This is a genomic window from Mesorhizobium sp. M0715 (genome assembly GCF_040320355.1).
Lineage (GTDB): Bacteria > Pseudomonadota > Alphaproteobacteria > Rhizobiales > Rhizobiaceae > Mesorhizobium.
The window spans coordinates 1-25,468 of the sequence record NZ_JAMYPL010000028.1 but is presented as its reverse complement, the minus strand read 5'-3'; the positions used below and the strand labels follow the sequence as shown (position 1 = coordinate 25,468).

The following is a 25,468-nucleotide window of genomic DNA, read 5'->3' as shown; positions in this document are numbered from 1 at the left end:
CAGCGTCTCGCTTCCCGGCTATAACAGGCCATGGCGCTTTTCGAACTGACACTCGTTCTGCTGTTGATCGCCGTTGCGCTGACGGCGCTGTCGCGGCGCGTGCAGGTTCCCTATCCCTCTTTGCTGGCGCTGGCAGGGGTGGCCATCGCCTTCGTGCCTGGCGTCCCGACCATAGAGATCGATCCGGAACTGGCGCTAGCCCTGTTCATCGCGCCGGTGCTGCTCGATGCCGCCTATGATACCTCGCTGCGCGATCTCAACCGCTACAGGGTGCCGCTTGTGCTGCTGGCGCTTGGCGCCGTCCTTTTCACGACAGCGACGGTTGCGCTGGCCGGCTGGGCGATGGCAGGCCTGCCGATCGCCGCAGCCATAGCGCTTGGCGCCATCGTGGCGCCGCCCGATGCGGTTGCGGCATCGGCCGTGCTTGGCCAGTTCAAGGTGCCGCACCGCATCACTGCCATTCTGCAGGGCGAGAGCCTGCTCAACGACGCCACCGCCTTGCTGATTTACCGGATGGCGATTTCGGCGGCAGCAGGTTCCATTCTGCTGAGCAGCGCCGTTCCGATGATCCTGCTGTCCACGCTCGGCAGTCTTGCGGCCGGCTACCTGCTTGGCCGGGTGTCTCTGATAACGCTGGGCCGGATCGAGGACCCGGCGAGCGGCACCGTGGTGCAATTTGCCGGCACATTCGGGGTCTGGATCCTGGCCGACAGGCTCGGCCTTTCGGCCATCATCACCATCGTCGTCTATGCCATGACGATCGCCCGCACCGCGCCGCGCCGCATGCCGGCCAGAAACCGCATCAGCTCTTATTCGGTCTGGGAAACGGCGGTCTTCGTGCTCAATGTGCTGGCCTTCGTGCTGATGGGCCTGCAGGCGCGTACGATCGTCGGCCGGCTTGCCGGGCAGGGGCAAACCGATGTGTTCGTCCTGGCCGGAACAGTGCTTGCCATCGTCATCGTCTCACGCCTCATCTGGGTGCTGGGGTGCGGCGCGATCATCAGGTGGTTTGGCCGCTTCGGCGTAGCTGATCGTCAGCGTGACGCTCCGTCGTTTCGTGGCGGCGTGCTGATCGGCTGGTGCGGGATGCGCGGTTTGGTGACGCTTGCGGCGGCATTCGCCCTGCCGGCTGAATTCCCGGCCCGCGACCCGATCGTGCTCGCTGCCTTCACGGTCGTGCTCGGCACGCTGGTGCTGCAAGGCATGAGCCTGAAGCCGCTGCTGCGCCTGCTAAATCTCGACCCTGACGAAACGGTCGACCGCGAGGTTGCGCAGGCACGCGTCGTGGTCATGCAGGCCGCGCTCGACATATTGAGCGGCAAGACATCGGACGCGGCGGCCGCGGTGCGCGAGCAATATGCCGCTCAACGCAAGATCGCCAAAAATCCCGACGATGCCCAGGCAGCGACCGAATATGACCGCTTGCGTCTTTATGCGATCAAGAGCCAGCGCGACGCGCTGGAGGAATTGCGCCGCAATGGGACGATCGGCGACGAAGCCTATCATCGCCTTGAGGAAGAGATCGACTGGACCGAACTGGCGGCGTCGCCACCCGGCCGGTTCCAGCCGCTGAATACTTAAGGCATCGCACGCCGTTTTCCGGCGCACGGAAGATACCGAAGTGCTTCGGAATCGGTGCATGATCCCGGTGAAGGGCAAGGCTGGTCCAAGCCACATCCATTCTCCTGCACATTGCAACCGTGGCATCGAACCGCTACTGCCAACACGAAATTGAGCCGGATACGCAATGAAGCTGGTCAGCTACAACATCCAGTACGGGTTCGGCGGCGATGGCCGCTACGATCTTTCGCGCGCCGCGCGCATCGTTGCCGGCGCCGACATCATTGCGCTGCAAGAGGTCGAGCGGCACTGGCAGCGCAGCAATTTCGACGACCAGCCGGAGCTGCTTTCCCGTCTGCTACCGGATTATCATTGGGTCTACGGCCCGGCCTTCGACATGGATGCCAGCGAAAGGCGCGACGGCCGTCTGATCAACCGGCGCCGCCAGTTCGGCACCATGGTGCTGTCGAAACTGCCGATCGTCTGGTCGCGGCTGCATGCGCTGCCGATGCGCCGTACGCAGCGGCCGCTCAACACCCGCAATGCAGCACTTGAATGCATGATCCGCACCCCGGCAGGGCCGGTGCGGGTGCTGTCGCTGCATCTCGCCCATATCGCGGCCGAGGAGCGGCTGGAGCAGATCGACTATCTCCTGGCCGAGCATCGCCGGGCACCGTCCGATGGCGGGCCGTGGAGCGGCGTCGACGACGAGCCCACGCGCAACTGGACCAGCGGCGAAGCGGAGCCGGAAAACCCGCTGGCGGCGATCTGGATGGGTGACTTCAACATGGAGCCGGGCAGCGCCGAATATCGCCGCATCGTCGGCAGCACGCCCTACCATCGGGGTGCCGCCTATCTTGACGGTTTCGTCGATGCCGCCGCCGTTGCCGGGGAGCCGGTTCCGGACTTCCACACCCATGTGAAGACCATCGACGGCAGGCTGGCAAAACGCCGGCTCGACCATTGTTTCGTCGGCGGCATGTTCGCCGGGCGGGTGCGTTCGATCAGTGCCGACATCGGCGAGGTTGCGTCGGATCATTTTCCGCTGCGGGTCGACATCGACCTGGAAACGCCCGGCATTGCCACATGACGCTTTTCGTCTTCTTCGCAGTGCTTGCCGCCGCCGCCATGCACGCGATCTGGAACGCGCTGGTCAAGGTGCATCTCGACCGCTTCCTGTCGATCACGCTGATGACGCTCGGCATGGGCGCGGCGGCACTCGTGGTGCTGCCTTTCGTCGAAGTGCCGAAGGCGGAAGTGTGGCCTTACATCATCGCCTCCGTCATTTTCCACATGGGCTACCGGACGTTCCTGATCGGCGCCTACAAGGCCGGCGATTTCGCCCAGACCTATCCGCTGGCGCGGGGCACCGCACCTCTGCTCTCGGCCTTTGGCGGCATGTTCGTCGTTGCCGAAATCCCCGGCCCGTTCGCCATGCTCGGTATCTTCCTGTTGTCGGCCGGCACGCTGGTGATGTCGTTTCGTGGCGGCGCGCATCTGGAAAAGCTCAATCTGCGCGCGGTCGGCTTCGCGCTGGGCACTTCCATCTTCATTGCCAGTTACACGCTGTCCGACGGCAGCGGCGCGCGGCTGGCGGCAACCGCGCAGAGCTATGCAGCCTGGCTGTTCATCTGCGATGCTTTTGGCGCCTTGGTGCTGTGCCTCATCTTCCGCGGGCCGAAGGCGCTGCCGGTGCTGGCGCGCGACTGGAAGGCAGGGCTGTTCACGGGCGTGCTCAGTGGGGCCGCCTACTGGATCGTCATGTGGGCGATGACCAAGGCGCCGATCGCCTCCGTGGCCTCGCTGCGTGAAACCTCGATCCTGTTTGCCATGATGATCTCGGTCTTCGCTCTCGGCGAAAAAATGACCGGCTGGCGCGGTGCTGCCGCGCTCAGCATCGTGGCCGGCGTCGTCGCACTGAGGCTTGGTTAGGCGCCGCTCAGGTCAGGACCGTCATCACCTGGCCACGTCGTTCCGGGCTGAAGCGGATGACGACGATGATGCAGACGGCGACCACGCCTGCGAACAGCGCCAGGGCATAGCCATAGCTGCCTCCGGCGCTTTCCGCGATTCCTGCCTGATAGGGTCCGCCATAGGATGCGGCGAGATTACCCGCCTGATAGATGAAACCGGGCAAGGTCGCCCGCACCGCGCCAGGCGAAAGCTCGTTGAGGTGCACCGGGATGACGCCCCAGGCGCCTTGGACCGCGACCTGCATGACGAAGGCGCCGATGGCGAGCATGAACGGCGTGGTGCTGTAGGCCCACAGCGGAATAGACGGCAGGGCGATCAGGCACGCCAGGGTGATGGCGTTGACGCGGCCGATCTTCTCGGACAACGCGCCGAACGCCAGGCCACCGACGATGGCGCCGATATTGGCAACGATGGTGATCCAGCTCACCGTATGCGGATCGAAGCCGTGCTGCTTCTTCAGGAAGGTAGGGTAGAGGTCCTGCGTGCCATGACTGAAGAAATTGAAGAACATCATCAGCACGACGGCATAGAGCGCGACGCCCCAGTGTTTCTGCAGGGTTTCCCACATGCCCGGTCTCGCGGTCTTCTGCGCTTCGACGAAGGCCGGCGATTCCGGCACATGCGAGCGGATGAAGAGCACGATCAGCGCCGGCACGAAGCTGAGCAGGAACATGGCACGCCAGCCGATCGTGTAGCCGCCGATCGTCTGCTGATAGAGCAGACCATAGACCACCGCCGCCAGCAGATAGCCGGCCGGATAGCCGCATTGCAGGATGCCGGAGACCATGCCGCGTGCGCTCGGCGGAATGGACTCCATGGCCAGCGAACTGCCAAGCCCCCATTCGCCGCCCATGGCGATGCCGAACAAAGCACGCAGGGCGAGGAATATGCCGAGATTGGGCGAGAAGGCGGCCAGCGCGCCAATCACCGAATAGCTGACGATGTTGAGCATGAGGATCGGCTTGCGCCCGTATTTGTCGGCAAGCATGCCGAAGAAGAACGCGCCGATGAAGCGTGTCGCCAAGGTCAGGAACAGCGCCTTGGAGACCGCGGGCACGTCGGCGTGGAATTCGGTCGCGATATCGGTGAGCAGGAATGTCAGAAGGAAGAAATCGAAAGCATCGAGCGTCCAGCCCAGGAATGAGGCAAGGACGGTCTTCTTCTGCTGCGAATTAAGGGGCAAATCTTCCTCCATCATCATCGATGGGGGGAATTATCGGCCAGTTCAGGGAAGACCGGTGGTCACGTTTTCGCGTGGCTCATTTGATCGAACGCCCGCAGGAATGGCGGAAGGTGCGATGAGACCGACCGGTGCCATCTGTCGATGAACTCGATCGTGGCTTGAGGGTAGGTTTAGATTTCGAGATCAAACACCAGCAGTCCGTCCGTGCCGCCTTCCAGGGCAGCGAACAGGCGCGCGCCGGCGCGCTGGTGCGCTTCATGCACAAGATAGGCATCGCGCGCGGCAGCATCGCGGAAATCGATGGTGAAGCCGTGGGTGAAGCCGCGTGCGAACGGCTCCGGGCTGACATTGGCGCTGAATTTTACTGCGTCCATGCCGTCGATCACCTGTCGCAGCGCCTCGAGATCGGCATGGATCGCCGTGCGCTCGGTGGCGTCGACATCGTTGCGCAGCTTGACGAAAACACAGTGCCTGATCATGTCTTACTCCTCAGTGGCTAAGCAGCCCGGTTTCCGGAAAACACCGCCGGCGGCAGCGGCTCGCGGCCAAGGACCAGGTCGGCGCCCTTTTCACCGACCATGATGGTCGGCGCATTGGTGTTGGATGAAGGCACGCGCGGCATCACCGAGGCGTCGCAGACGCGCAGGCCCTCGATGCCGCGCAGCCGCAGATCCGGCGTCACGACAGCCATATCATCATGGCCCATGCGGCAGGTGCCGACCGGATGGTGGTCGGTCTTGGAACTGCGGCAGGCATAGTCGAACAGCTCGTCGTCGCTGGCGAGTGACGGGCCGGGCAGCACCTCGCGCAGCACGTAAGGGGCAAGCGCCTTCTGCCGCATGATCTCGCGGGCCAGCCGCAGCCCCTTGATCGACATGGCGCGGTCATAGGGATCGGACCAATAGTTCGGATCGATCAGCGGGTGGTCGGCCGGGTCGGCACTCTTCAGCCGCACCGTGCCGCGCGAACGCGGACGCAGGAAAGCCGAGTTCAGGGTGACGCCAGGGTTTTTCAGCTTCTCGACGCCGGCTTCGATGCCGGAACCCAAGCCGAGATGAAACTGGATGTCGGGCGAGGCGGCGGTCGGGTCGGCGTACCAGAAGCCGCCGGTCTCGAACAGGCTGGAGGCCACCGGCCCTTTCTTCAGCAGCAGATACTGCAGGCCGGCCCAGGCCGTGCGGTGCAGCTTGGCGTAGTTGTCATAGGTGTGATCGCCCGTACATTCGGCGATGACGAACAGATCAAGATGGTCCTGCATGTTGGAGCCGACGCCGGGCAGGTCGTGCACCGGCGTGACGCCGACCGACTTCAGATGGTCGGCGGGGCCGATGCCCGACTGCATCAAGAGTTTCGGCGAGCCGATGGCGCCGGACGAGACGATCACCTCGCGCTCGGCGCGCAGGATTTTCTTCTCGCCGCCCGGTCTGTCGACAATTTCGACGCCGATGGCGCGGCCCTTCTGGACGACGATGCGCGTCACCAGCACATCGGTTCGGACGGTCAGGTTCTTGCGGGCGCGGATCGGCCTCAAATAGGCGACTGAAGCGGACGAGCGCCGGGCATCCTTCTGGGTCAGCTGGTAATAGCCGACGCCTTCTTGGGCAGCGCCGTTGAAGTCCGGGTTGAAGGGGATGCCCATCTGCTGCCCGGCACGGAAATAGGCCTCGCAGATCGGCAGCGGCGCAATCGGGTTCGAGACGCCGAGCGGGCCCTGGTCACCGTGAAAATCGTTGGCGTAGCGCTGGTTGTTCTCAGCGCGCTTGAAATAGGGCAATACATTGCGATAGCCCCAGCCGGCGAGGCCTTCTTCCTTCTCCCAGTCGTCGTAGTCGCGGGCGTTGCCGCGCGTGTAGATCTGGGCATTGATGGACGAGCCGCCGCCGACCACCTTAGCCTGCGTGTACCAGAAGACGCGGTCCTTCATATGACTCTGCGGCACGGTCGACCAGCCCCAGGAAGCAATACCCTTGGTCATCTTGGCAAAGCCGGCAGGCATGTGGATATAGGGATGCCAGTCCTTGCCGCCGGCTTCCAGCAGCAGGACCGAATTTGCCGGATCCTCGCTCAATCGGTTGGCCAGAACGCAGCCGGCCGGACCGGCGCCCACGATGATGTAGTCGGTCATGACACTGTCCACTTATAGTCGCGGCACGGAGAGGGCGCCATCGACATTGATGATCGAGCCGGTCGAAAAGCCGAGCCTGCCGCCGGCGAGCGTCGCCACCACCGCACCGATGTCCGATGCTTCGCCCCAGCGTTTGGCCGGCACCAGTCCACTGTCGATGAGGGCATCGTATTTGGCGGTCACGCCTGAAGTCATGTCGGTGCGGATGATGCCGGGGCGCACCTCGAACACGCCGATGTTTTCGGGCGCCAACCGCAGCGCCAGGTTCTTCACCCACATCGAAAGCCCGGCTTTCGAGATGCAGTAATCCGGTCGCTCCGACGATGCCATTTCGGCGCTGACCGAGGTGATGGTGATGATCGACCTCTGGTGATCGCCTGGCGCAGCCAGCATCGCCTTGGCGACGGCCTGGCTGAGGAAGACGGTGCCGCGCAGATTGATGCCCAGCGTGCGGTCGAAATTCTCCGGCTTGAGGTCCAAGAGGTCACCGCGCACCACGGCGCCGATGCCGGCATTGTTGACCAGGCAGTCGATACGGCCGAAGGCGCGCATCGCGGCATCGACAAGTGCGGTGTGGCTGGCGAGATCGGCGATGTCGCAACGGACATAGGCGAACTTCGCGCCACGCTTGGTGATGTCGGTGGCAAGTCCATCAGCGGCTGTTTCGGCAAGATCTGCGATCAGAATATCGAAGCCGACATCCGCCAACGCCTGGGCGCAGGCAAGGCCGATGCCGCGCGCGCCGCCGGTGACGATGGCGGAGGGGCGGGTCATGCGGCGAGGTCCGTCTTGCGGATGTGGTCCGCGACGCGGAGCGCCTGCGCGGCGATCGACAATGCCGGATTGACCGCCGCCGAGTTCGGAAGGAAACTACCATCGACAACGAACAGGTTCCGGTGATCGAAGGAGCGGCAGAACGGATCGAGCGCCGCCGTCGCCGGATCGTCCCCCATCTTTATCGTGCCGCATTGGTGCGACGGCGTGCGCTTGTCGAAGGGGCGTGAGAGAACGATGGGATAACCGCAGGCGCGGAAATTCTCGCGCATCACCTTGGTCAGCCCGTCGAGCGACTGCATGTTGGAGCGCCGCCATTGCATGACGATGTCCTTGCCATCAACCATGATGCGGCTTTCCGGATCGGGCAAATCCTCGCACATCAGGTACCAGTCGACGGCATGGCCGGCCATGAAATCGAGCGCGAATTTCGGTGTATACTTGACGTTGGCCTGCAGCATGTTGCCGTCGATCTTGCCGAGAAGCTGGACGTTGCCGAGCGGCTTGCCGCCCTTGCCGTCGGACAGGTAATAGTCGTTCAGCATCAAAGTCTTCTGGTAGACGGCATCGTTGCGGCGGCGCGGGTCGATCGCCAGCATGGCGCTTGAATTGTGGTTCATGAAATTGCGGCCGACCTGGTCGGAGCGGTTGGCTAGGCCTTTGCCACCTCCCTTGCTGTTGTTGGGCGAGGGCGAGCGCAGCAGGATGACGGCGGAATTGACCGCGCCGGCGGAGAGGATGACCAGCTTCGGCGACACCTTCTTCAGTTCGCCGTTCTGGCGATAGTGAATCGCGGCGATGGTTTTGCCATTCGCCGAGGCTTCGAGATATTCAACATAGGCGCCAGTCTCGAGCCGAATGTTCTGGTCGGTCAGCGCCGCCGTCAGCGGTCCGGTCTGCGCATCGACCTTGCCCTGACCGGTGTTGGGAAACGCGTCCCAGCCGGTCTTGCCCTCCTTCAGCCAGGTTTCGATGTCGACACCGAGCGGCAGCGAGGCGGGATGCAGGCCGAGCCCCTTAAGTTCGGCGCGGGCGCGGGCAATCGGTGCCTCGTCGGGCACCGGCTTATAGGCGTAGGGGACCGAATGGAACGGCTCGGTCGGATCTTCGCCCAGCGTGCCGCGCACGCGAAACAGCTGTTCGGCTTTCGAATACCAGGGCTCGAACTCGTCATAGGAAAACGGCCAGGCCGGCGAGACGCCGCCGAAATGCTCCATGGCGGCAAAATCCTCTTTGCGGTAGCGGATCAGCACCGCGCCGTAGAATTTCGAATTGCCGCCGACATAGTAGTAATTTCCCGGATTGAAGGCGGCACCGCCGGCTTCGCGCCACATCTCCTTCGGCCGATAATGGCCATCGACGAAGATCGAGCGCGTGTCACGTGTGTGCGGCGTCGCCGGCAAAGGCTCGCCGCGCTCCAGCATCAGGATCGAGGCGCCGCTGCCGGCAAGGCCGGAGGCGATCGTGGCGCCGCCAATGCCGGAGCCGATGATGACGATGTCCGGATTTGTCATGGCCTAAATCGCGTCCCGACGCGCTTTAGTTTCTTGTTTTGATGCATGTCGTTGCCCCAAAACCGGATCCACTTTTGGGCGACATACATTAGCGAATACGGGTCTCGGTCGCCGGATCGAAGAACACCGCCTTGGTCAGGTTGAAGGCGAGCGGCGTGTTGGTGCCCGGCTGGATGTTGGCATCGGCGCGCAGCCGCGCCACCACGCCCTTGCCGCCGAGATTGGTGACGGCGAAGGTATCCGAGCCGGCCGGTTCGACGACCTCGATGTGACAGTCGGCGGTTGCGATGTGCGAGGCGTTGCGCTCGGCACCTTCCGGATCGGTCAGGGCTTCGGGGCGGACACCGAAGATAATCGGCTTGCCCTGGAATGCCGACAGGCCCGCCGGCGCATTCGCCATCGGCAGCGAGATCGGCTCGCGCGCCTCGCGCTGCAGCACGACCGACAGCGCATTGCCTGACGTGCCGATGGTCGCCGGGATCAGGTTCATCGCCGGCGAGCCCATGAAATCGGCGACGAAGAGATTGCTCGGGTTGTTGTAGATCTCGGCCGGGGTGCCGAACTGCTGCACCTCGCCATCCCGCATGACCGCGATCTTGGTGGCCAGCGTCATCGCCTCGATCTGGTCGTGCGTGACGTAGACGATGGTGGTGCCGGTGGTGGCGTGCAGGCGCTTGATTTCGATGCGCATGTCGACGCGCAGCTTGGCGTCGAGGTTGGACAATGGCTCGTCGAAAAGGAACAGTTTTGGGTCGCGCACCAGCGCCCGGCCCATGGCGACGCGCTGGCGCTGGCCGCCCGAAAGCTGGCTCGGCTTGCGCTGCAAGAGGTGGCCGATCTGCAGCACCTTGGCCACCTTGTCGATGGCCTTCTGGCGCTCCGCCGCCGGCACGCCGCGCATCTCCATGCCGAACGAGATGTTTCCGGCCACCGTCATGTTCGGGTAGAGCGCATAGCTCTGGAACACCATGGCGATGTCGCGCTTGGAGGGGTGCAGATCGTTGATGGTGCGGCCGTCGACACGGATTTCGCCAGACGTGATCGTCTCCAGGCCGGCGATGGTGTTGAGCAAGGTCGACTTGCCGCAGCCGGAAGGGCCGACCAGCACCAGGAAGCCGCCTTTCTCGAGTTCGACATCGATCCCTTTGAGGATCTCGACCTGGCCGAAGCGCTTTCTCAGACCATCAATTTCCAGAAAAGCCATCAGATCATCCTTTGACGGCGCCAGCCATGAGACCACGCACGAAGTAGCGGCCGGCGAGCACATAGACGAGAAGGGTGGGCAGTGCCGCGATCATCGCGGCGGCCATGTTGACGTTGTATTCGACGACGCCGGTCGAGGTGTTGACGACGTTGTTGAGCGCCACCGTCATCGGCATCGCGTCGCCGGTGCCGGCGTAAGCCGAGGCGAACAGGAAGTCGTTCCAGATGTTGGTGAACTGGTAGATCACCGTGACGACGAAGATCGGCATTGAATTCGGCAGCATGATGCGCCGGAAGATCTGGAAGAAGGAGGCGCCGTCGACCTGTGCCGCCTTGACCAGTTCGGTCGGGAACGCCTCATAGTAGTTGCGGAAGAACAGCGTGGTGAAGCCGATGCCGTAGACGACGTGGACGAAGACGAGGTTGACCGTCGGGTTGCCGAGGCCAAAGCTGGTTCCCGTTGCATTCTGCAGCGTGACGCCGAAGCGGCCGAGGCTGCCGAGGATGGTCGCCATCGGCAGCAGCACCGACTGGAACGGGATGAAGCAGGCGAACAGCATCAGCCCGAACACCAGCGTTGCCCCGCGAAAACGCCATTTGGTCAGCACGTAGCCGTTGAGCGCGCCGAGCATCGTCGAGATCAGGACGGCCGGGACGACCATCTTGATGGAGTTCCAGAAATAGCCCTTGATGCCGGCGCAGGTGAGGCCGACGCAGGTCTCGCCCCAGGCCTTCAGCCACGGATCGAAGGTCGGCGCCCTGGGCAGCGCCAGCATGTTGCCGTTCTGGATCTCGTCCATGGTCTTGAACGAGGTCACCAGCATGACGAACAGCGGCATCAGATAAAATAGCGCAAACAGCGCCAGCAGCCCGTAGATGACGATGCGGTTGATAACCTTGACGTTGACGCCGCCGGAGGCCTGGCGGGCGGGAGTGGTGACGGCGCTCATCGCGGCTTCTCCCGCAGTTCCGAATAGAGATACGGCACGATGATGGCGACGATGGTCATCAGCATGATCACGGCGCTGGCCGAGCCGACGGCCATTTCGTTGCGCTTGAACGTGTACTCATACATGAAGTTGGATGGCAGCCAGGCCGAGCCGCCGGGGCCGCCGCTGGTCAGCGCCACGACCAGATCGTAGGACTTGATGGCGAGGTGCGCGAGCACGATGAAGGCCGACAGGAAGATCGGCCGCAGCAGCGGGATGACGATGCGGCGGTAGAGCTGGAAGGTGGTGGCGCCGTCGATCTGCGCCGCCTTCATGATCTCGCCGTCGATGCCGCGCAGGCCGGCCAGGAACATCGCCATGATGAAGCCGGAGGCCTGCCAGACGCCGGCAATGACCACGGTGTAGATGACGAAATCCTTGTTCTTGATCCAGTCGAAATGGAAGCTCGTCCAGCCCCATTGATGCAAGGTCTGCTCGAGGCCGAGGCCGGGATCGAGGAACCATTTCCAGGCGACGCCGGTGACGATGAAGGACAGCGCCATCGGGTAGAGATAGATCGGCCTCAGCACGCCTTCGCCGCGGATCTTCTGGTCGAGCAGGATGGCCAGGAACAGGCCGAGCGCCAGGCAGATGAAGATGTAGAGAAAGCCGAAGATGCCCATATTGGTGATCGACGTGTACCAGCTCGAGGGCGGGTCGGTGTCGAAGGTCCAGCCCCACAGTCGCTGATAGGCGCGCGAGCCGGTGATGACATAGGATGGGAAGGTCTTGGAATTGGTGAAGGACAAATAGATCGTCCACAGGATGAAGCCGTAGACGAAGACGATGGTGATGGCAAAGCTGGGCGCCAGCACGATCTTCGGCAATGCGTCCTGCAGGCGTGAGCGCACCGAGGCGCGTGGCCACGCATGCTCCGGCGTCAGCTTGATCTGGCTTGTCGCTACCGTGCTCATGGGGCTCCTCCCGTCGACTCGCGGCCAACCAGCTTCGCGGATATAAGTTCGCGGATCTGGGCCTTCCCCGCCGGAGCGGGGAAGGCGTTTTTGGCGCGTGGCGCTTACTTGGCGTCGTCGATCGCCTTGACCAGCTCGGTCACGGCTTCGTCCGAGGTCTTGATCTGACCATGGACGAATTTGGAGACGACATCCTTATAGGCATTGGCGACCGCCGGGGGCGCGCCATAGCCCTGGGCGAGCGAGCCGAACAGCGTGCCGCCTTTGTTAGCTGCCTTCAGGTCGGCGATGCCCTTCTTGCCGCACGCGTCGAAGTCGGTGTCCGGAACGTCGGTACGGGCCGGAACCGAACCCTTGACGACGTTGAAGGCCGACTGGAAGCTCTTCGACAGGGTGGCGGTGGCCAGCGCGACCTGGGCGGCCTTGCGGTCGTCCGGAACATTGAACATGCCGAACATGTCGGAGTTGTAGATCACCGAGCCGTCGGTGCCCGGGAAGCGATAGCACAGGAAGTCGGTGCCCGGCGTTTTCTTGGCGGCGTTGAACTCGCCCTTGGCCCAGTCGCCCATGACCTGCACAAGAGCATCGCCCTTGATGACCATGGCGGTGGCAAGGTTCCAGTCGCGGCCCGAGAAGTTCGGGTCGACATACGTGACGAGCTTGGCGAGGTTATCGAACGACTTCTTCATCGTGTCGGACTTCAGGGACTCGTCATCGAGGTCATTGAAGGCCTTCTTGTAGAACTCGGGTCCGCCGGTCGACAGCACGACGGAGTCAAACATGGTGGCTTCCTGCCAGTTCTGGCCGCCGAGAGCGAGCGGGATCACCCCTGCCGCCTTGGCCTTGTCGAGCAGGGCAACGAAGTCGTCGAAGGTCTTCGGCTCGGTGCCGCCGATCTTGTCCAGGACGGCCTTGTTGATCCACAGCCAGTTGACCGAGTGAACGTTGACCGGAGCCGCGACCCACTTGCCGTCATAGACCGAAAACTTCTGCAGGGCTGCCGGAACGGACTTGTCCCAGCCTTCCTTCTTCGCCGTTTCGGTCAGGTCGCCCATGACGCCGGCAGCGGCGTAGTCGAGCACGGTGTAGCCGAGCATCTGCGAGGCGGTCGGATAATTGCCGGCCGCGACCATCGCCTTAAGCGCGGTCATGGCGGCATCGCCGCCACCGCCGGCCACCGGCACGTCCTTCCAGGCATAGCCTTCCTTGGCCAGGTCGCCCTTGAGGACGTTGAGAGCAGCCGCTTCGCCGCCCGAGGTCCACCAATGCAGCATCTGGACTTCCTTGACGTCCTCGGCGTGGGCTGTGAAAGCCAGGCCCGACGCGAGAGCCGTTCCGATAAGCAGTTTGCGCAACATGTACTTCCTCCCTTGTTGCATTACACGACCGGCGGATGCCGCCGGGTTCTTCTCAACTCAGCCGACCCACCACCCGGTGCGCTGGCCGCGATGAAACTGGATTGTCTTTTCCTGGTATAATCCTCGACGGCGCGTTTGCCGAGTTCGCGTCCGAGACCGGACTGCTTGTAGCCTCCGAAAGGCAGCTCGGGATAACCTTCCATGAACGTGTTCACCCAAACGGTTCCCGAACGCACCCCACGCGCCACCGACATGCAGGTGTCGATGCTGGCGCTCCACACGCCCGCCGCCAAACCATAAGGCGTGTCGTTGGCGATGTGCAACGCCTTTTCAATCGATTCAAATGTCAGCACCGAGAGCACCGGGCCGAACACTTCCTCGCGGGCGATGGCCATCTCCTCGGTGACGTCGCGAATGATGGTGGGATCGAGATATTGGCCGACATTGGAGGCCAATTGCTTGCCTCCGCTGTAAACCTGGCTGCCGTCGCCTTCAGCGGCAGAAACATAGCCGGCCACCTTCTTCAGATGGTCGGACGAGATCATCGCGCCGACTTTGGTTTGGTCATCGAGCGGATCGCCGACCGTAACCCTGGCGGTAAGCGCCTTGACAGCGCTGAGAAAATCGTCGGCGATCGCCTCGTGCACGATCAGCCGGCTGCCGGCATTGCAGCACTCGCCGGCATTGAAGAAGCCGCCGAACACCGCCGCATCGGCGGCCGCTTCGAGGTCGGCGTCCGGGAAGACGACCTGACCGTTCTTGCCGCCGAGCTCCATCGAGACTTTCTTCAGCGATTGCGCGGCCGAGGCCATCGTCATCTTGCCGACGCGGGTCGAGCCGGTGAACGAGACCATCTCGACCAGGGGATGGCTGACCATCGGCGCGCCGACGTCGGCACCAAAGCCGGCCAGGATGTTGACGACGCCGGGGGGTAGGCCGGCCTGCATTAGGATATCGCCGAGCACAAAGGTCGACGCCGAGGTCATTTCGCTCGGCTTGACCACCGCCGTGCAGCCGGCGGCGAGCGCGAAGGGCAGTTTCTGGCTGACGATCAGGAACGGGAAATTCCACGGCGTGATGATCGAGACGACGCCGATCGGCTCGCGCAGCACGACGCCCAGCATGGCATCGCCGAGATTGGCATAGCTTTCGCCGTGCAGCGTGCGGGCGAGCGAGGCGGCGTAGCGCCAGATGTCGACGGCGCCGCCAATCTCACCGCGCGCCTGGGCGATCGGCTTGCCGGATTCCAGTGTATCGAGCCGGGCGATCTCTTCCAGCCGGCCCTCGATCAGGTCAGCCGCCTTGAGCAGGATCGCGGCACGCTCAGCTGCCTTCATGCGCGGCCATCGACCGGTCTCGAACGCCTTGTGGGCGGCCTGCACAGCGGCTTCCACTTCGGCCGCGCCGGCCTGCGCGTAGTGCGAGACGGTGAAGCCGTGGCCGGGGCTATTTCGAGCAATCGTGCGGCCGTCGCGGGCATCGACATGCTTGCCGTCGATCAGCAGTCTGTACGCTTTCGGTGCCGCAGCCGCCTCGGCCGGCATGGCGATCTTGAGGGGGGCGTTCATCTGTTTTCCTCTAGGATCTCGAAAAGGCTGGCTTCTGCTTGGCCTTGAAGGCATCGACGCCGGCCTTGAGATCTCCGGTCAGGGCGATGAAGCCGCTGGCCAGCGCTTCGGTGGCGGCGGCACTTTCCTCGCCTTCGGCGACCGCGATCATCAGCTTGGCGGCTTCGGTCGCCAGCGGGCCGCGCTCGGCGATCTTTTCCGCCCACGCCCTTGCTTCGTCGTATGCCTTGCCAGTCGCGACCACCCGGTCGACGATGCCCAGAGCGAGTGCCTCGGGGGCGAGAAAGATCTCGCCGCCGAGCGCCATGCGGCGCACCGTCTGCGCGCCGAAGCGGCGCACGGCGCGCTGCGTGCCTGACCAGCCGGGCACGACACCGATCGAAGTTTCAGGGAAGCCCAGTTTCACTTGTGTTTCCGCCACGCGGAAGTCGCAAGCCACAGCCAACTCCAGGCCGCCGCCCAGCGCATGGCCGGACAGGACGGCGATGGTCGGCTGCCGCAGCCGCGCCAAGCGGTCGAAGACGCGGTGGCCATAGCGCACCCATTGCACCTGGAAATCGGCGGCACTCATCCGCGCCCACGCCTCGACATCGCCGCCGGCGCAGAAGCCCTTGCCTTCGCCACGGATGAGCACGACGCGCACGCCGTCGGCCGCTTCCGCTTCGTCGAGCGCTGTTTCGAGCGCGCGAAGCATGGGGATATCCAGTGCGTTGAATTTCTCCGGCCGGCGCAGCGTGACGATGCCGAGGGCGCCATCCTGTTTGAAGGTGACGAGAGGCTCAGCCATGCGCGCCTCCGAGCGAGGCGCCGCCATTCAGTGACAGGCCTATCGGTTGCTCCTGATAGAGGGCTGCCGGTGTCGTCTTGAGGTCCTTGGCAACGCCCAACGGGATTTCCGACTGCGCCAGCACATCGCGCTGTAGATCGATGCCGGGTGCGAGTTCTGTGACGACCAGGCCCTCCGGCGTGAGCCTCATCACGCAGCGCTCGGTGACATAGGTGATGTCCTGCCCCTGCGCGACCGCGCGCTTCCCCGAAAACGAGATGTGCTCGACCTCGTTGACCACCTTCTTGACCTTGCCCTCCTGCTCGATGCGGATACCGCCATCGGCCAGAGACAGCTTGGCGCCGGCGTTGAAGAAGCCGGAGAAGACGATCTTCCTCGCCCGTGCGGTGATGTCGACAAAGCCGCCGGCGCCGGCGGTGACATGCGGGCGCGCCGAAAGCTTCGAGACATTGACCGAGCCATGGCGATCGATCTGCAGGAAGGACAGCAGCGAAGCGTCGAAGCCGCCGGCCTGGAAATAGATGAACTGGTGCGGCGAGGGCATGAAGGCGTCGGCGTTCGACGAACAGCCGAATTTGAAGTCGAGCAGCGGCACGCCGCCGACCGCGCCCTGTTCGATCACCCAGGTAATCTTGCCGTGCTGTCCTTCCTCGAGAAGGATGCGAGGGACATTGGCGGAAATACCGAAGCCGATGTTGACGGCCATGCCGTCGCGCAACTCCATGGCGACGCGGCGCGCGATCACTTTCTGGACGTTCATCTCCGGCGTGCGGAAGCTCGACAGCGGCCGGAAAATTTCTCCGGAGATGGCCGGGTCATAGGGTGTCAGCGTCGTCTGCAACTGGTCGGGCGCGACGACGATGTGGTCGACCAGGACGCCCGGCACGCGCACGTCATGCGGTTTCAGCGTGCCGTTTTCGACGACGCGCTTGACCTGCGCGATAACGATGCCGCCATTGTTGCGGGCGGCGAGTGCCTGTTCGAGGCCGCCGAGATAGGCACCCTCATGCTCATAGGTGAGGTTGCCGCGCTCGTCGGCTGACGTGGCGCGGATGATCGAGACCTGCGGCACGATGGAGCGGAAATAGAGCCATTCCTCGCCGTCGAACTGCTGCACCGAAACGATCGGCTCGCTGGCGGCGGCGTTCATGGCGCAGCCCTGGTGGCGCGGGTCGGCGAAGGTGTCGAGACCGACCTTGGTCAGCACGCCCGGCCGCTTGGCGGCCGCTTCGCGGTGCATGTCGAACAGGATGCCGGACGGCACGTTGTAGGCGGCGACCGAATTGTCGCCGATCATCTTCCAGATCTGCGGCGGTTCGGAAGAGGAGGGGCCGGACGGGTAGGAGCCGCACAAAGTACGCTTCAGCAGGCCGGGCTTGGCCAGATGGTCGATGCCTTTGATGCCGTACATGTCGCCGGCGGCGATCGGGTGAAGTGTGGTGATATTTTTTGGGTGGCCTTCCCCATCGAAGCGTTCGCCGATCGCGGCAAGCACCGCGTCCGGACAGCCGAGACCGCTCGACGACGACACGGATACGACCATGCCGTCCTTGATCAGGCCCGCTGCCTGCGCTGCCGAAACGACCTTGCTCAATTCATGCTCCCCGAACCGGCCGTCCTGTTTCGGGTGCGGCGATCCGGGCCACAGCTTTCCCTGACGACCAGATTGACCGCGCCGATATGGTCCTCGGCCCGCGTGGTGCGCGACTGGATCATTTTCAGCATGACATGGGCGGCGCGTTCGCCGAGGCCGGCCGAGTCCACCGCGACGCTGGTCAGCGCCGGCATGTAATGCTCGGCCTCGGCCACGTCGTCGAAACCGACGATGGCGAAATCAGTTCCCGGCTCAAGCCTACGCTTGCGCAGCGCCAGCATGGCGCCAAAGGCGACAGCGTCGTTGAAGCAGAGCGCCGCGGTCGGCGGCTCAGCCATAGCGAGAGCGGTTTCCAGGCACGCTATACCACCTCTGCGGCTGGTCTCGCCCTCGACGACAAGTGCGTCGCGGGCGGCGATGCCCTGCGTCTCGCAGGCTTCGCGAAATCCGCCAAGCCGCTCGTGATAGACCACCAGGTCGGACGAGCCGCCGAAGAAGACCAGCCGGCGATGTCCCTTGCCGATCAGATGCGCGGTGGCGAGATAGGCGCCGCGATGATTGTCGGGCGCGATCACCGGGATGCGGCTCTCGGGAAGCCGGCGCATGGCGAAGACAACCGGCAGACCCGCCGTCTCGATCCGCCTGAAGGCGCCCGGCGTCGTGCCGCGAGCCGGCGAGACGATGAGACCGGCGACGCCTTGCTCCATCAGCGACTTCAGCACTTCTTCCTGGCGCACCGGATTTTCCGCCGTGTTGGCGATGAACGGCACGATGCCGGCCGACTGAAAGACGCGTTCCATGCCGACCGCCAGTTCGGCGAAGAAAGGATTGGTCAGATCGTTGATGACCATGCCGATGACGTTGGAGTGCGCCTTGCGCAGATTGGCGGCGCCGCGGTTGTAGACGTAACCGACATCCTCGATCGCCTTGCGCACCTTGCTCGCTGTTTCGGGCCGGATCAGTCCGCTGCCCTGGAGCACGAGCGATACCGTCGATTTGGACACGCCTGCTTCGCGGGCGATGTCGAATATCGTCGCCTTGGCCCGGTTGGCCATCCAGATGCATCCTCCTCGATTGCAGGCCCAAACTATTGGAACGTTCTAATCTCCGCTCCGCTCGTAAGTCAATCGGGATTTTCCCGCGCCTCGAACGCCGATTGTGCGTACTCAAATGGCTTGCTCCACGAGGATTTGTGTTGCAATGCAGCATTCTTCCTGCCGTGGAGCCCGAATCTTAAAGGTTCTTGATTTATTGGAACGTTCCATTTAGTAGCGTTGCGAAGGGAGAGATCGATGGACATTTCCTTGCCTGGTGAGGGTGGCGGCAGCACCCGGTACACGCTGGTCGGCGAACCGGTGCAGTCTGACATCGGCGCGCGATTTTCGCGTATTGCCTATGCCGCTGCGCACGTCGTTGCCGATCCGCTCGCCATGACCGATCCGTGGTCCAGGCCGGTGGTCGACTGGGACAGGACGATGGCGTTCCGTCACCATCTGTGGCGGCTGGGATTCCGCATCGCCGAAGCGATGGACACGTCGCAGCGCGGCATGGGCTTCGACTGGGCAAGCGCGCAGGAATTGATCCGCCGTTCGATCGCCGAGGCGCGTACCGTCGATGGCGCCGATCTCGCCTCGGGTGCCGGCACCGACCATCTGGCGCCCGCCGCCGCCAGGACGCTGGACGATGTGATCGCCGCCTATGAGCAGCAATTCGCTTTCATCGAAGGCTTGGGCGGCAAGGCGATCATGATGGCCAGCCGGGCACTGGCGGCAGTGGCCAAGGGGCCGGACGACTATGTCGGCGTCTACGACCGCATCCTGTCCCAAGCATCCGGCAAGGTCATCCTGCACTGGCTGGGCGACATGTTCGATCCGGCGCTCAGGGGCTATTGGGGCAGCGAGAATTTCGAGACTGCTCTCGATACAGTTGTTGCCATCATCGAACGCCACGTTGGCAAGGTGGAGGGGATAAAAATCTCACTGCTCGATGCCGGCAAGGAGGTCGCGCTGAGGAACCGTCTGCCGGACGGCGTCGTCATGTTCACTGGCGACGATTTCAATTATCCCGAACTGATCGCCGGCGACGAGAAAAGACACTCGCACGCACTGCTCGGTATTTTCGATGCGATTGCGCCGGTCGCCAATGCAGCGCTGGCGAAACTGGCGGAGGGTGACCGCGCCGGCTATGACACATTGATGGCGCCGACCGTGCCGCTATCGCGAAAAATCTTCGAGGCGCCGACCGAGTACTACAAGGCCGGCATCGTCTTCATGGCCTGGCTGAATGGCCATCAGGACCATTTTGCGATGGTCGGCGGCATGCAGTCGGCGCGCGGCATCCGTCACTATGCCGACGTGTTCCGCCTTGCCGACCAGGCAGGATTGCTCGCTGATCCCGATCTGGCGGTAGCCAGAATGAAGAGCCTTTGCACCGTCGCGGGCATCTGAAGCGCGGAAAGGCTGACCGGTCGAAGAGGACGCGTCGCCACGCGATTGCTGCGCCTGCCCAGGTGTTTCCGCTGTCGAACGACCGCGAGGGTGGTTTTCGCGTCACCAATTTTCTTGTGAACCAATTTCTCTCGAGGCGCGACCAAGCGATGTGTCCAAACATGGTCCATCAAGGAGAACGTCTGATGTTTACTGTTTCAAGAAACGTCCTTTTGGCCGCTATCGCCGTTTCGGTGCTGGCCGGCTGCAAGACAACCGCTCCCAGGGAATGCGACAAGCTGAAGCCTGGCGTCACCTACAACGGCAAATGCTGCGGTCTCGGAGAGCCTTGTCGCGAAGGCAAGGGCGGCGGCGACAGGCCGGGAAATACGCCAGATCCAGCGCCGCAATGATCTGATCGAGTGCGGCCCGTTCCGGTCAAACGCCGGGACGGGCGCGTTGCGCTCGAAAAACTCGCCAGTGTCCAGCTTCCCTTGGGCGAACGAAAATTGTCCAGCTCGGGCGAGCGGGCCAGGATGCCGATTCAAGTCTGATCGTCTGGTTGGATGGTGGGCGTGACAGGGATTGAACCTGTGACCCCTGCAATGTCAATGCAGTGCTCTCCCGCTGAGCTACACGCCCATCCGAAGCCGCGCATACACCATTTTTGATCCAGCGCGTCAATAGCAGGAAAAAGGAAAGAAGGCGTCGTCTCGCCGCAGTGGCGAAGAGGTGCGGCGCCTCGCTTGAAAAACGGCTCAGGCCGCCTGCAGCATCTTCTCGACCTCGTTGACGAGGTCACGCAGATGGAACGGTTTCGACAGCACCTTGGCGTCTTTCGGCGCCTTGGAATCAGGGTTCAGCGCAACGGCGGCGAAACCGGTGATGAACATGACTTTCAAATCAGGATCGATCTCTGTGGCGCGGCGCGCCAGTTCGATGCCGTCCATCTCCGGCATGACGATGTCGGTCAACAGCAGCGAGAACGGTTCCTCGCGCAGCCGCTCATAGGCGCTGGCGCCATTGTCGAAATCGCTGACCTGGTAACCGGCGCGCTCCAGCGCCTTGACGAGGAACCGACGCATATCGTCGTCGTCTTCCGCCAGAAGAATGCGTGCCATGATATCCCGTCCGAATCACCCGCCCGAGATTGCCGTTGGGCAAACCCGTTAACCATCCTGTATATGAGGAGGTGAGGGTAAACATCAAGTGAACGCTGACGGGGATGATCCATATTTGCCGGGCGTGTGCTGCGGCCGAAATGCTGGACACGAGGCTTGCAAGGTGGCACTTTCACATCATGATGCACTGGTGTTTTCGGGTTCGTTCAAATTGAAGACGGCAGCCGAGGATTTTTCGGTCTTTCCACCCTTCGAAATCCGGTCGGGCGTCGAGCAGCGCGTCCCCTTCCTCTTCAACTCACCGCATAGCGGCCGCTACTATCCGGAGCGCTTCCTTGCCATGGCAAGGCTGGACCGCAACGCCATCCGCCGGTCGGAAGACTGTTACGTCGATGAGCTGTTCGGCGGCGCCGTGGCGCTAGGCGCGCCGTTGCTGGCAGCGAATTTTCCGCGCGCCTATCTCGACGTCAATCGCGAGCCGTGGGAACTCGATCCGCGCATGTTCGCCGAGCCAGTGCCGTCTTTCTGCAACATCCGCTCGGCGCGGGTGGCCGGCGGGCTTGGCACGGTGCCGAAGCTGGTGGGCGAGGGGCTCGACATCTATTCCGGCCGCCTGCCGCTGGCCGAAGCGATCGCCCGCATCGAGGCCGTCTACAAGCCCTATCACGAGACGCTGAAGCGGCTGTTGACCAGAACCCATGCGCGGTTCGGCTTTGCCGTGCTGATCGACTGTCATTCGATGCCGGCGAGCATCCGTGTCGGCGACAGCGGTCTGCGGCCCGACTTCATCATCGGCGACCGCTTCGGCATCTCGGCAACCGCCGCCCTGACCGAGACCGCGATCGGCCTGCTCAGCGCCATGGGCTATTCGGTTGCCCACAACAAGCCCTATGCCGGCGGCTTCATCACCGAGCATTACGGCCGCCCGGCGCGCCATCTGCATGCGCTGCAGATCGAGGTTAATCGCGGGCTCTATATGAACGAGCGGACATTCGAGAAGGCCGCCGGCTTCGATGCGCTGGCCGATGATCTGACGCGGTTCTCAGCCGACCTGATGTCGATGCCCGACCATCATTTCATCGACCTGCCGCTAGCCGCCGAGTGAGCGACCGGCCGTTGGCCGCAGAGTGAAATCGCGGCGTAAAAAAAGACCGCATCGTTTGCACGATACGGTCGAAGTCTAGGGAGGAAACGCCCAAGGAGGGCATGGACAGGAAACCCTGTCCGAGATCAAGGGTATTGTGCGCTGCACAAATGTCAAGCGACCTTGAGGCTTTTTTAATTCACTCTGATGTGGAAATTGCGTTTCGACGACGCTCGTGTGACATCCGGGCAACAGATGCCGTCACGGAAAAGTCGTCGAACACTCTTGTTTTGGTACGAAATTGGCGGCAGAGCACGGCTCGGACATGCTGCAGTGCGGGAGAATCAGTTGGACATCAGTGTCGGTTTCATGCGCCGCATCGCGCAGGTGGCAGCGGCGGAGACCTTGCCGCGCTTTCGCAGCCAAGGTGCGGTCGCCAACAAGGAACAGGGCAGTTTCGATCCGGTCACCGAGGCCGATCGCGAGGCCGAGCGCGCCATCCGGGCGCTGATCTCTGCTGAGTATCCCGACCATGGCATTCTTGGTGAAGAGCATGGCAGCGAGAACATTTCGAGCCGGCATGTCTGGGTGATCGACCCGATCGACGGCACGCGCGCGTTCATTTCCGGCCTGCCGGTGTGGGGCACACTGGTCGGGCTGACGATCGACGGCGACGCCGTTGCCGGCATGATGGCGCAACCCTTCACCGGCGAGCTGTTCTACGCCAACGGCTCGGGCTCCCATTATGAGGGGCCAGGCGGGCCGCGAAAACTGACGACCCGCAAGACGACGAAGTTGGACCAGGCGACGCTGTTCACCACCACGCCGGCCCTGTTCAAGGGCGAGGCGCGCAACCGTTACGATGCATTCGAAAGACAGATCCAGCTCGCCCGCTACGGCGCCGATTGCTATGCCTTCGCCATGATCGCCTCGGGAAGCGTCGACATCGTCGCCGATCCCGGATTGAAGCCCTACGACATCGTGGCGCTGATCCCGATCATCGAAAAGGCAGGCGGCGTCGTCACCACATTCGATGGCGGGCCGGCGGAACAGGGCGGCGATGTGCTCGCGGCGGCGACGCCGGAGCTTCATGCCGCCGCCATGGCCGCCTTGCGCGGCTAAACGAGCGTCCGCTGCCATTCAGGTGATGCCGACCGCTTGAAGCAGTCGTTTTACTGCCGGCGGCACCCCTTGGGGAGCGGGCCAGCGACCGGCGCCTGTCAGGCTGTGGGGTCGTCGCTCCCGGGAATGAAGGCGTCGAAAGCGGCGAGCAATTGCTCGCGGTAGATGTCGGCTTCCTGCAGGATTTCGTGACGGGAGCCATCGATCATCAGCAGCGAACCGAGCCGCAGACGCCTGGCGTAGGTTTCCACGGCCCTGGTCGAGACGACCTGGTCGGCGCCGGCGGCGATTATCAGCAGGGGGACCTGAATTCCTGCCATGAAGTCGGGGTCGCTGACAGCTTCGGAGGCTTTCGCGGCTGCCCGCAGCCAGCGGATCGTCGGACCCCCAAGCGCCAGTTGCGGATGTTCTTCATAGAGCCGCGTGTTGCGTCGATAGCGTACCGGGTCAGACGTCAGCTTGTTGGTCTCGAAAGGGGCCGTCACCTTCGGCCGCGGACCCCAGGCGGCATAGAGCCGGCCGAGGCCGAGAGCGCAGAACAGAGAACAGACGCGGCGAACCGTCGAGATCGAGACCGGCAGGTCGGGCAGCGTCAGGAAGGGCGCGATCAGCACCATGCGCCGGATGCGGTTCACCATCGACGGGGCGGCAAGCAGGGTGATCAAGGCACCTGCCGAATGGGCGAGGATGTAGTACGGTCCGCGGCAATCGGGCAGCACGATCTCCTCGAAGAATTGTTCGAGGTCGGCGGTGTAGTCGCGGAAGCTGCTGACGTAGCCGCGCTGGTGATCGCGGATCAGCCGGTCGGAATCGCCCTGGCCGCGCCAATCGAGGGTGGCGACGCCAAAGCCGCGATCGGCAAGGTTGCGGATGGTTTCGAAATATTTCTCGATGCACTCGTTGCGGCCGGTGAGCAGGACCACGGTGCCCTTCATCGGGCGAGCGACTGCGCCGAACAGGCCGTAGCGGATATTCTTGCGGTCACGCGTGGTGAAGAAGCCGCCGGTGGCATTTTCCGGCCGCGGATTGCCCTCGATTTCGTGAAAAAGGGAGTTTTCGGTGAAAAGATCCGTCATTCGGCGCTTCGTGCTCGGCGTCTCGCATGCCCGCCTGCGCTGGCCGGCTCCGCTAAGGTGATAGACGCCCATGCGCCAAAAGCCAAGGAATTCCCGGTGAAGGGGAGGCTGCACCAGGGAAGGCCGGAAGCCGCTCGAAAGCGTGCTTCCGGCCTCTGTCGATCCGGGAGGAAGGGACGTTACACCCGGTCGGCCTCGTTGCGGTGCCTGTTGTGCAATCGGCGCCGCCAGTCCTTGATCCTGAAATGCACCCTAGCGCCGGCTGCCTGAACGCGCGCCGAAGTGCCGGTTCATCTGCCGTTCATCAAGGGACCGGCCGCCGTGGCTTTTGCCGCCAGGTGAAATCTTGAAATGCTTTCCAGCGCTCCCCAAATGTCTCGTGCGGTCGCCAATGTCGGGGCCGCTGGCCCATCCGAAACGCCGCTCAAGGGTTTCGCACCGGCCATACGCAAACCATGTTGCTCAACAGGAGAACACCTCATGCGTCACGTTGATTTTTCCCCGCTTTATCGCTCTACCGTCGGCTTCGATCGTCTGTTCACGATGCTCGATTCGCTTGCGCAGCCGGATGGCGCGCAGACCTATCCGCCCTACAACATCGAGCGCACCGGTGAGGATTCCTACCGCATCTCGATGGCCGTTGCCGGTTTCTCGGACGAGGAAATCTCGATCGAAGCCCATCGCAACGTGCTGACCGTGAAGGGTGAGCGCAAGGACGAGGGTACCGGCGAAGGCTCTGAGCTGCTCTATCGCGGCATTGCCTCGAGGGCTTTCGAACGCCGCTTCCAGCTTGCCGACCACGTCGAAGTTGTCGGTGCTTCGCTGAAGAACGGCCTTCTGTTCGTCGACCTCAAGCGCAACATCCCCGAGGAGCTGAAGCCGCGCAAGATCGCCATTACGGCGTCTTCGGCCAAGGCCAAGCAGATCGAGGCCAAGACCGCTGCCTAAATACAAGTCTCCTCCCGAGACGGAAGCGGGGGGGGGGGGGGGGGGGGGGTTTTTTTTTAAAAAGAATAGATATTATTTAGCAGCCACCGGGGCGCGGAGCCGCCCCGCGAAGTGGTTTTGACACGGAAAGGTGGTATAATAGCAGTAT

General features: G+C 63.2%; 22 protein-coding genes, 1 tRNA gene and 1 pseudogene. 8 read left to right on the top strand and 16 right to left on the bottom strand.

The genetic code is table 11. The features are described 5' to 3' along the window. Positions 1-30: 30 nt before the first annotated feature. The 3 genes from NKI21_RS26835 to NKI21_RS26825 all read left to right on the top strand — a co-directional run bounded on the left by NKI21_RS26835 (position 31) and on the right by NKI21_RS26825 (position 3,492). Complete coding sequence (locus NKI21_RS26835) at positions 31-1,581, top strand: cation:proton antiporter (protein ID WP_352440921.1); 1,551 nt, start codon at positions 31-33, stop codon at positions 1,579-1,581. Between the two features lie 166 nt (positions 1,582-1,747). After that, positions 1,748-2,650, top strand: a complete 903-nt coding sequence (locus NKI21_RS26830; RefSeq protein WP_352796418.1) for an endonuclease/exonuclease/phosphatase family protein — start codon at positions 1,748-1,750, stop codon at positions 2,648-2,650. Further along, positions 2,647-3,492, top strand: a complete 846-nt coding sequence (locus NKI21_RS26825) for an EamA family transporter (protein ID WP_013529691.1) — start codon at positions 2,647-2,649, stop codon at positions 3,490-3,492. Before NKI21_RS26830 ends, NKI21_RS26825 begins: the two co-directional genes overlap by 4 nt. Before the next feature lie 7 nt (positions 3,493-3,499). Here the strand turns inward: NKI21_RS26825 and NKI21_RS26820 are convergent, their stop codons facing one another. From NKI21_RS26820 to NKI21_RS26760, 13 genes and pseudogenes are all read right to left on the bottom strand, one after another. After that, a complete protein-coding gene (locus tag NKI21_RS26820) occupies positions 3,500-4,735 on the bottom strand; it encodes an MFS transporter (RefSeq protein WP_081738768.1) in 1,236 nt (411 codons plus the stop codon). 152 nt (positions 4,736-4,887) lie between these two features. Next, on the bottom strand, positions 4,888-5,196 hold the full coding sequence (locus NKI21_RS26815) for a Dabb family protein (RefSeq protein WP_352774445.1): 309 nt from the start codon (positions 5,194-5,196) through the stop codon (positions 4,888-4,890). A 17-nt stretch (positions 5,197-5,213) separates the two neighbouring features. After that, positions 5,214-6,842 (bottom strand): GMC family oxidoreductase, encoded by a 1,629-nt coding sequence (locus NKI21_RS26810; RefSeq protein WP_352796422.1) that lies wholly within the window; start codon positions 6,840-6,842, stop codon positions 5,214-5,216. Between the two features lie 12 nt (positions 6,843-6,854). Further along, positions 6,855-7,616 (bottom strand): 3-ketoacyl-ACP reductase, encoded by a 762-nt coding sequence (locus NKI21_RS26805; RefSeq protein WP_128303139.1) that lies wholly within the window; start codon positions 7,614-7,616, stop codon positions 6,855-6,857. Beyond that, a complete protein-coding gene (locus NKI21_RS26800; protein ID WP_352796425.1) occupies positions 7,613-9,130 on the bottom strand; it encodes a GMC oxidoreductase in 1,518 nt (505 codons plus the stop codon). The genes NKI21_RS26805 and NKI21_RS26800 overlap by 4 nt, the downstream gene beginning before the upstream one ends. Positions 9,131-9,218: 88 nt before the next feature. Then, complete coding sequence (locus NKI21_RS26795) at positions 9,219-10,334, bottom strand: ABC transporter ATP-binding protein (protein ID WP_023810089.1); 1,116 nt, start codon at positions 10,332-10,334, stop codon at positions 9,219-9,221. 4 nt (positions 10,335-10,338) lie between these two features. Beyond that, complete coding sequence (locus NKI21_RS26790; protein ID WP_023810088.1) at positions 10,339-11,283, bottom strand: carbohydrate ABC transporter permease; 945 nt, start codon at positions 11,281-11,283, stop codon at positions 10,339-10,341. Beyond that, positions 11,280-12,236, bottom strand: coding sequence for a carbohydrate ABC transporter permease (locus tag NKI21_RS26785; protein WP_352440927.1), 957 nt, complete (start codon positions 12,234-12,236; stop codon positions 11,280-11,282). Before NKI21_RS26785 ends, NKI21_RS26790 begins: the two co-directional genes overlap by 4 nt. 104 nt (positions 12,237-12,340) lie before the next feature. Beyond that, a complete protein-coding gene (locus tag NKI21_RS26780) occupies positions 12,341-13,594 on the bottom strand; it encodes an ABC transporter substrate-binding protein (RefSeq protein WP_352440928.1) in 1,254 nt (417 codons plus the stop codon). A 57-nt stretch (positions 13,595-13,651) separates the two neighbouring features. Next, positions 13,652-15,162 (bottom strand): annotated as a pseudogene (locus tag NKI21_RS26775) (aldehyde dehydrogenase family protein). 10 nt (positions 15,163-15,172) lie between these two features. Beyond that, positions 15,173-15,949, bottom strand: coding sequence for an enoyl-CoA hydratase/isomerase family protein (locus NKI21_RS26770; protein ID WP_128303133.1), 777 nt, complete (start codon positions 15,947-15,949; stop codon positions 15,173-15,175). Continuing rightward, positions 15,942-17,543 (bottom strand): acyl CoA:acetate/3-ketoacid CoA transferase, encoded by a 1,602-nt coding sequence (locus tag NKI21_RS26765; protein ID WP_128303132.1) that lies wholly within the window; start codon positions 17,541-17,543, stop codon positions 15,942-15,944. The genes NKI21_RS26770 and NKI21_RS26765 overlap by 8 nt, the downstream gene beginning before the upstream one ends. Next, on the bottom strand, positions 17,540-18,598 hold the full coding sequence (locus NKI21_RS26760; protein WP_023810081.1) for a LacI family DNA-binding transcriptional regulator: 1,059 nt from the start codon (positions 18,596-18,598) through the stop codon (positions 17,540-17,542). Before NKI21_RS26760 ends, NKI21_RS26765 begins: the two co-directional genes overlap by 4 nt. 237 nt (positions 18,599-18,835) lie before the next feature. Between NKI21_RS26760 and NKI21_RS26755 the strand changes: the two genes are divergently transcribed. Continuing rightward, positions 18,836-19,990 (top strand): dihydrodipicolinate synthase family protein, encoded by a 1,155-nt coding sequence (locus tag NKI21_RS26755; RefSeq protein WP_023810080.1) that lies wholly within the window; start codon positions 18,836-18,838, stop codon positions 19,988-19,990. A 185-nt stretch (positions 19,991-20,175) separates the two neighbouring features. Beyond that, a complete protein-coding gene (locus NKI21_RS26750; protein WP_023810079.1) occupies positions 20,176-20,382 on the top strand; it encodes a hypothetical protein in 207 nt (68 codons plus the stop codon). 154 nt (positions 20,383-20,536) lie between these two features. Here NKI21_RS26750 and NKI21_RS26745 read toward each other — a convergent pair. Then, positions 20,537-20,611: transfer RNA gene (locus NKI21_RS26745), tRNA-Val, on the bottom strand. A 116-nt stretch (positions 20,612-20,727) separates the two neighbouring features. Further along, entirely contained in the window at positions 20,728-21,090 is a 363-nt protein-coding gene (gene cpdR, locus NKI21_RS26740; RefSeq protein WP_006199474.1) for a cell cycle two-component system response regulator CpdR, read from the bottom strand. 163 nt (positions 21,091-21,253) lie between these two features. Between cpdR and NKI21_RS26735 the strand changes: the two genes are divergently transcribed. Together NKI21_RS26735 and hisN are read left to right on the top strand one after the other, a co-directional pair. Continuing rightward, the gene (locus NKI21_RS26735; protein WP_128303129.1) at positions 21,254-22,195 is read left to right on the top strand and encodes an N-formylglutamate amidohydrolase; all 942 of its coding nucleotides are present in this window, start codon (positions 21,254-21,256) and stop codon (positions 22,193-22,195) included. Between the two features lie 327 nt (positions 22,196-22,522). Continuing rightward, positions 22,523-23,296 carry a histidinol-phosphatase gene (gene hisN / locus NKI21_RS26730; protein ID WP_023810077.1) on the top strand — a complete coding sequence of 258 codons (774 nt, stop codon included), beginning with the start codon at positions 22,523-22,525 and terminating at the stop codon, positions 23,294-23,296. Positions 23,297-23,394: 98 nt separating this feature from the next. On the opposite strand, the gene NKI21_RS26725 is transcribed toward hisN, so the two are convergent. After that, positions 23,395-24,372, bottom strand: a complete 978-nt coding sequence (locus NKI21_RS26725; RefSeq protein ID WP_352440930.1) for an alpha/beta fold hydrolase — start codon at positions 24,370-24,372, stop codon at positions 23,395-23,397. Between the two features lie 480 nt (positions 24,373-24,852). On the opposite strand from NKI21_RS26725, the gene NKI21_RS26720 reads away from it, so the two are divergent. Beyond that, positions 24,853-25,320 (top strand): Hsp20 family protein, encoded by a 468-nt coding sequence (locus tag NKI21_RS26720; RefSeq protein WP_013529716.1) that lies wholly within the window; start codon positions 24,853-24,855, stop codon positions 25,318-25,320. Positions 25,321-25,468 lie beyond the last annotated feature (148 nt).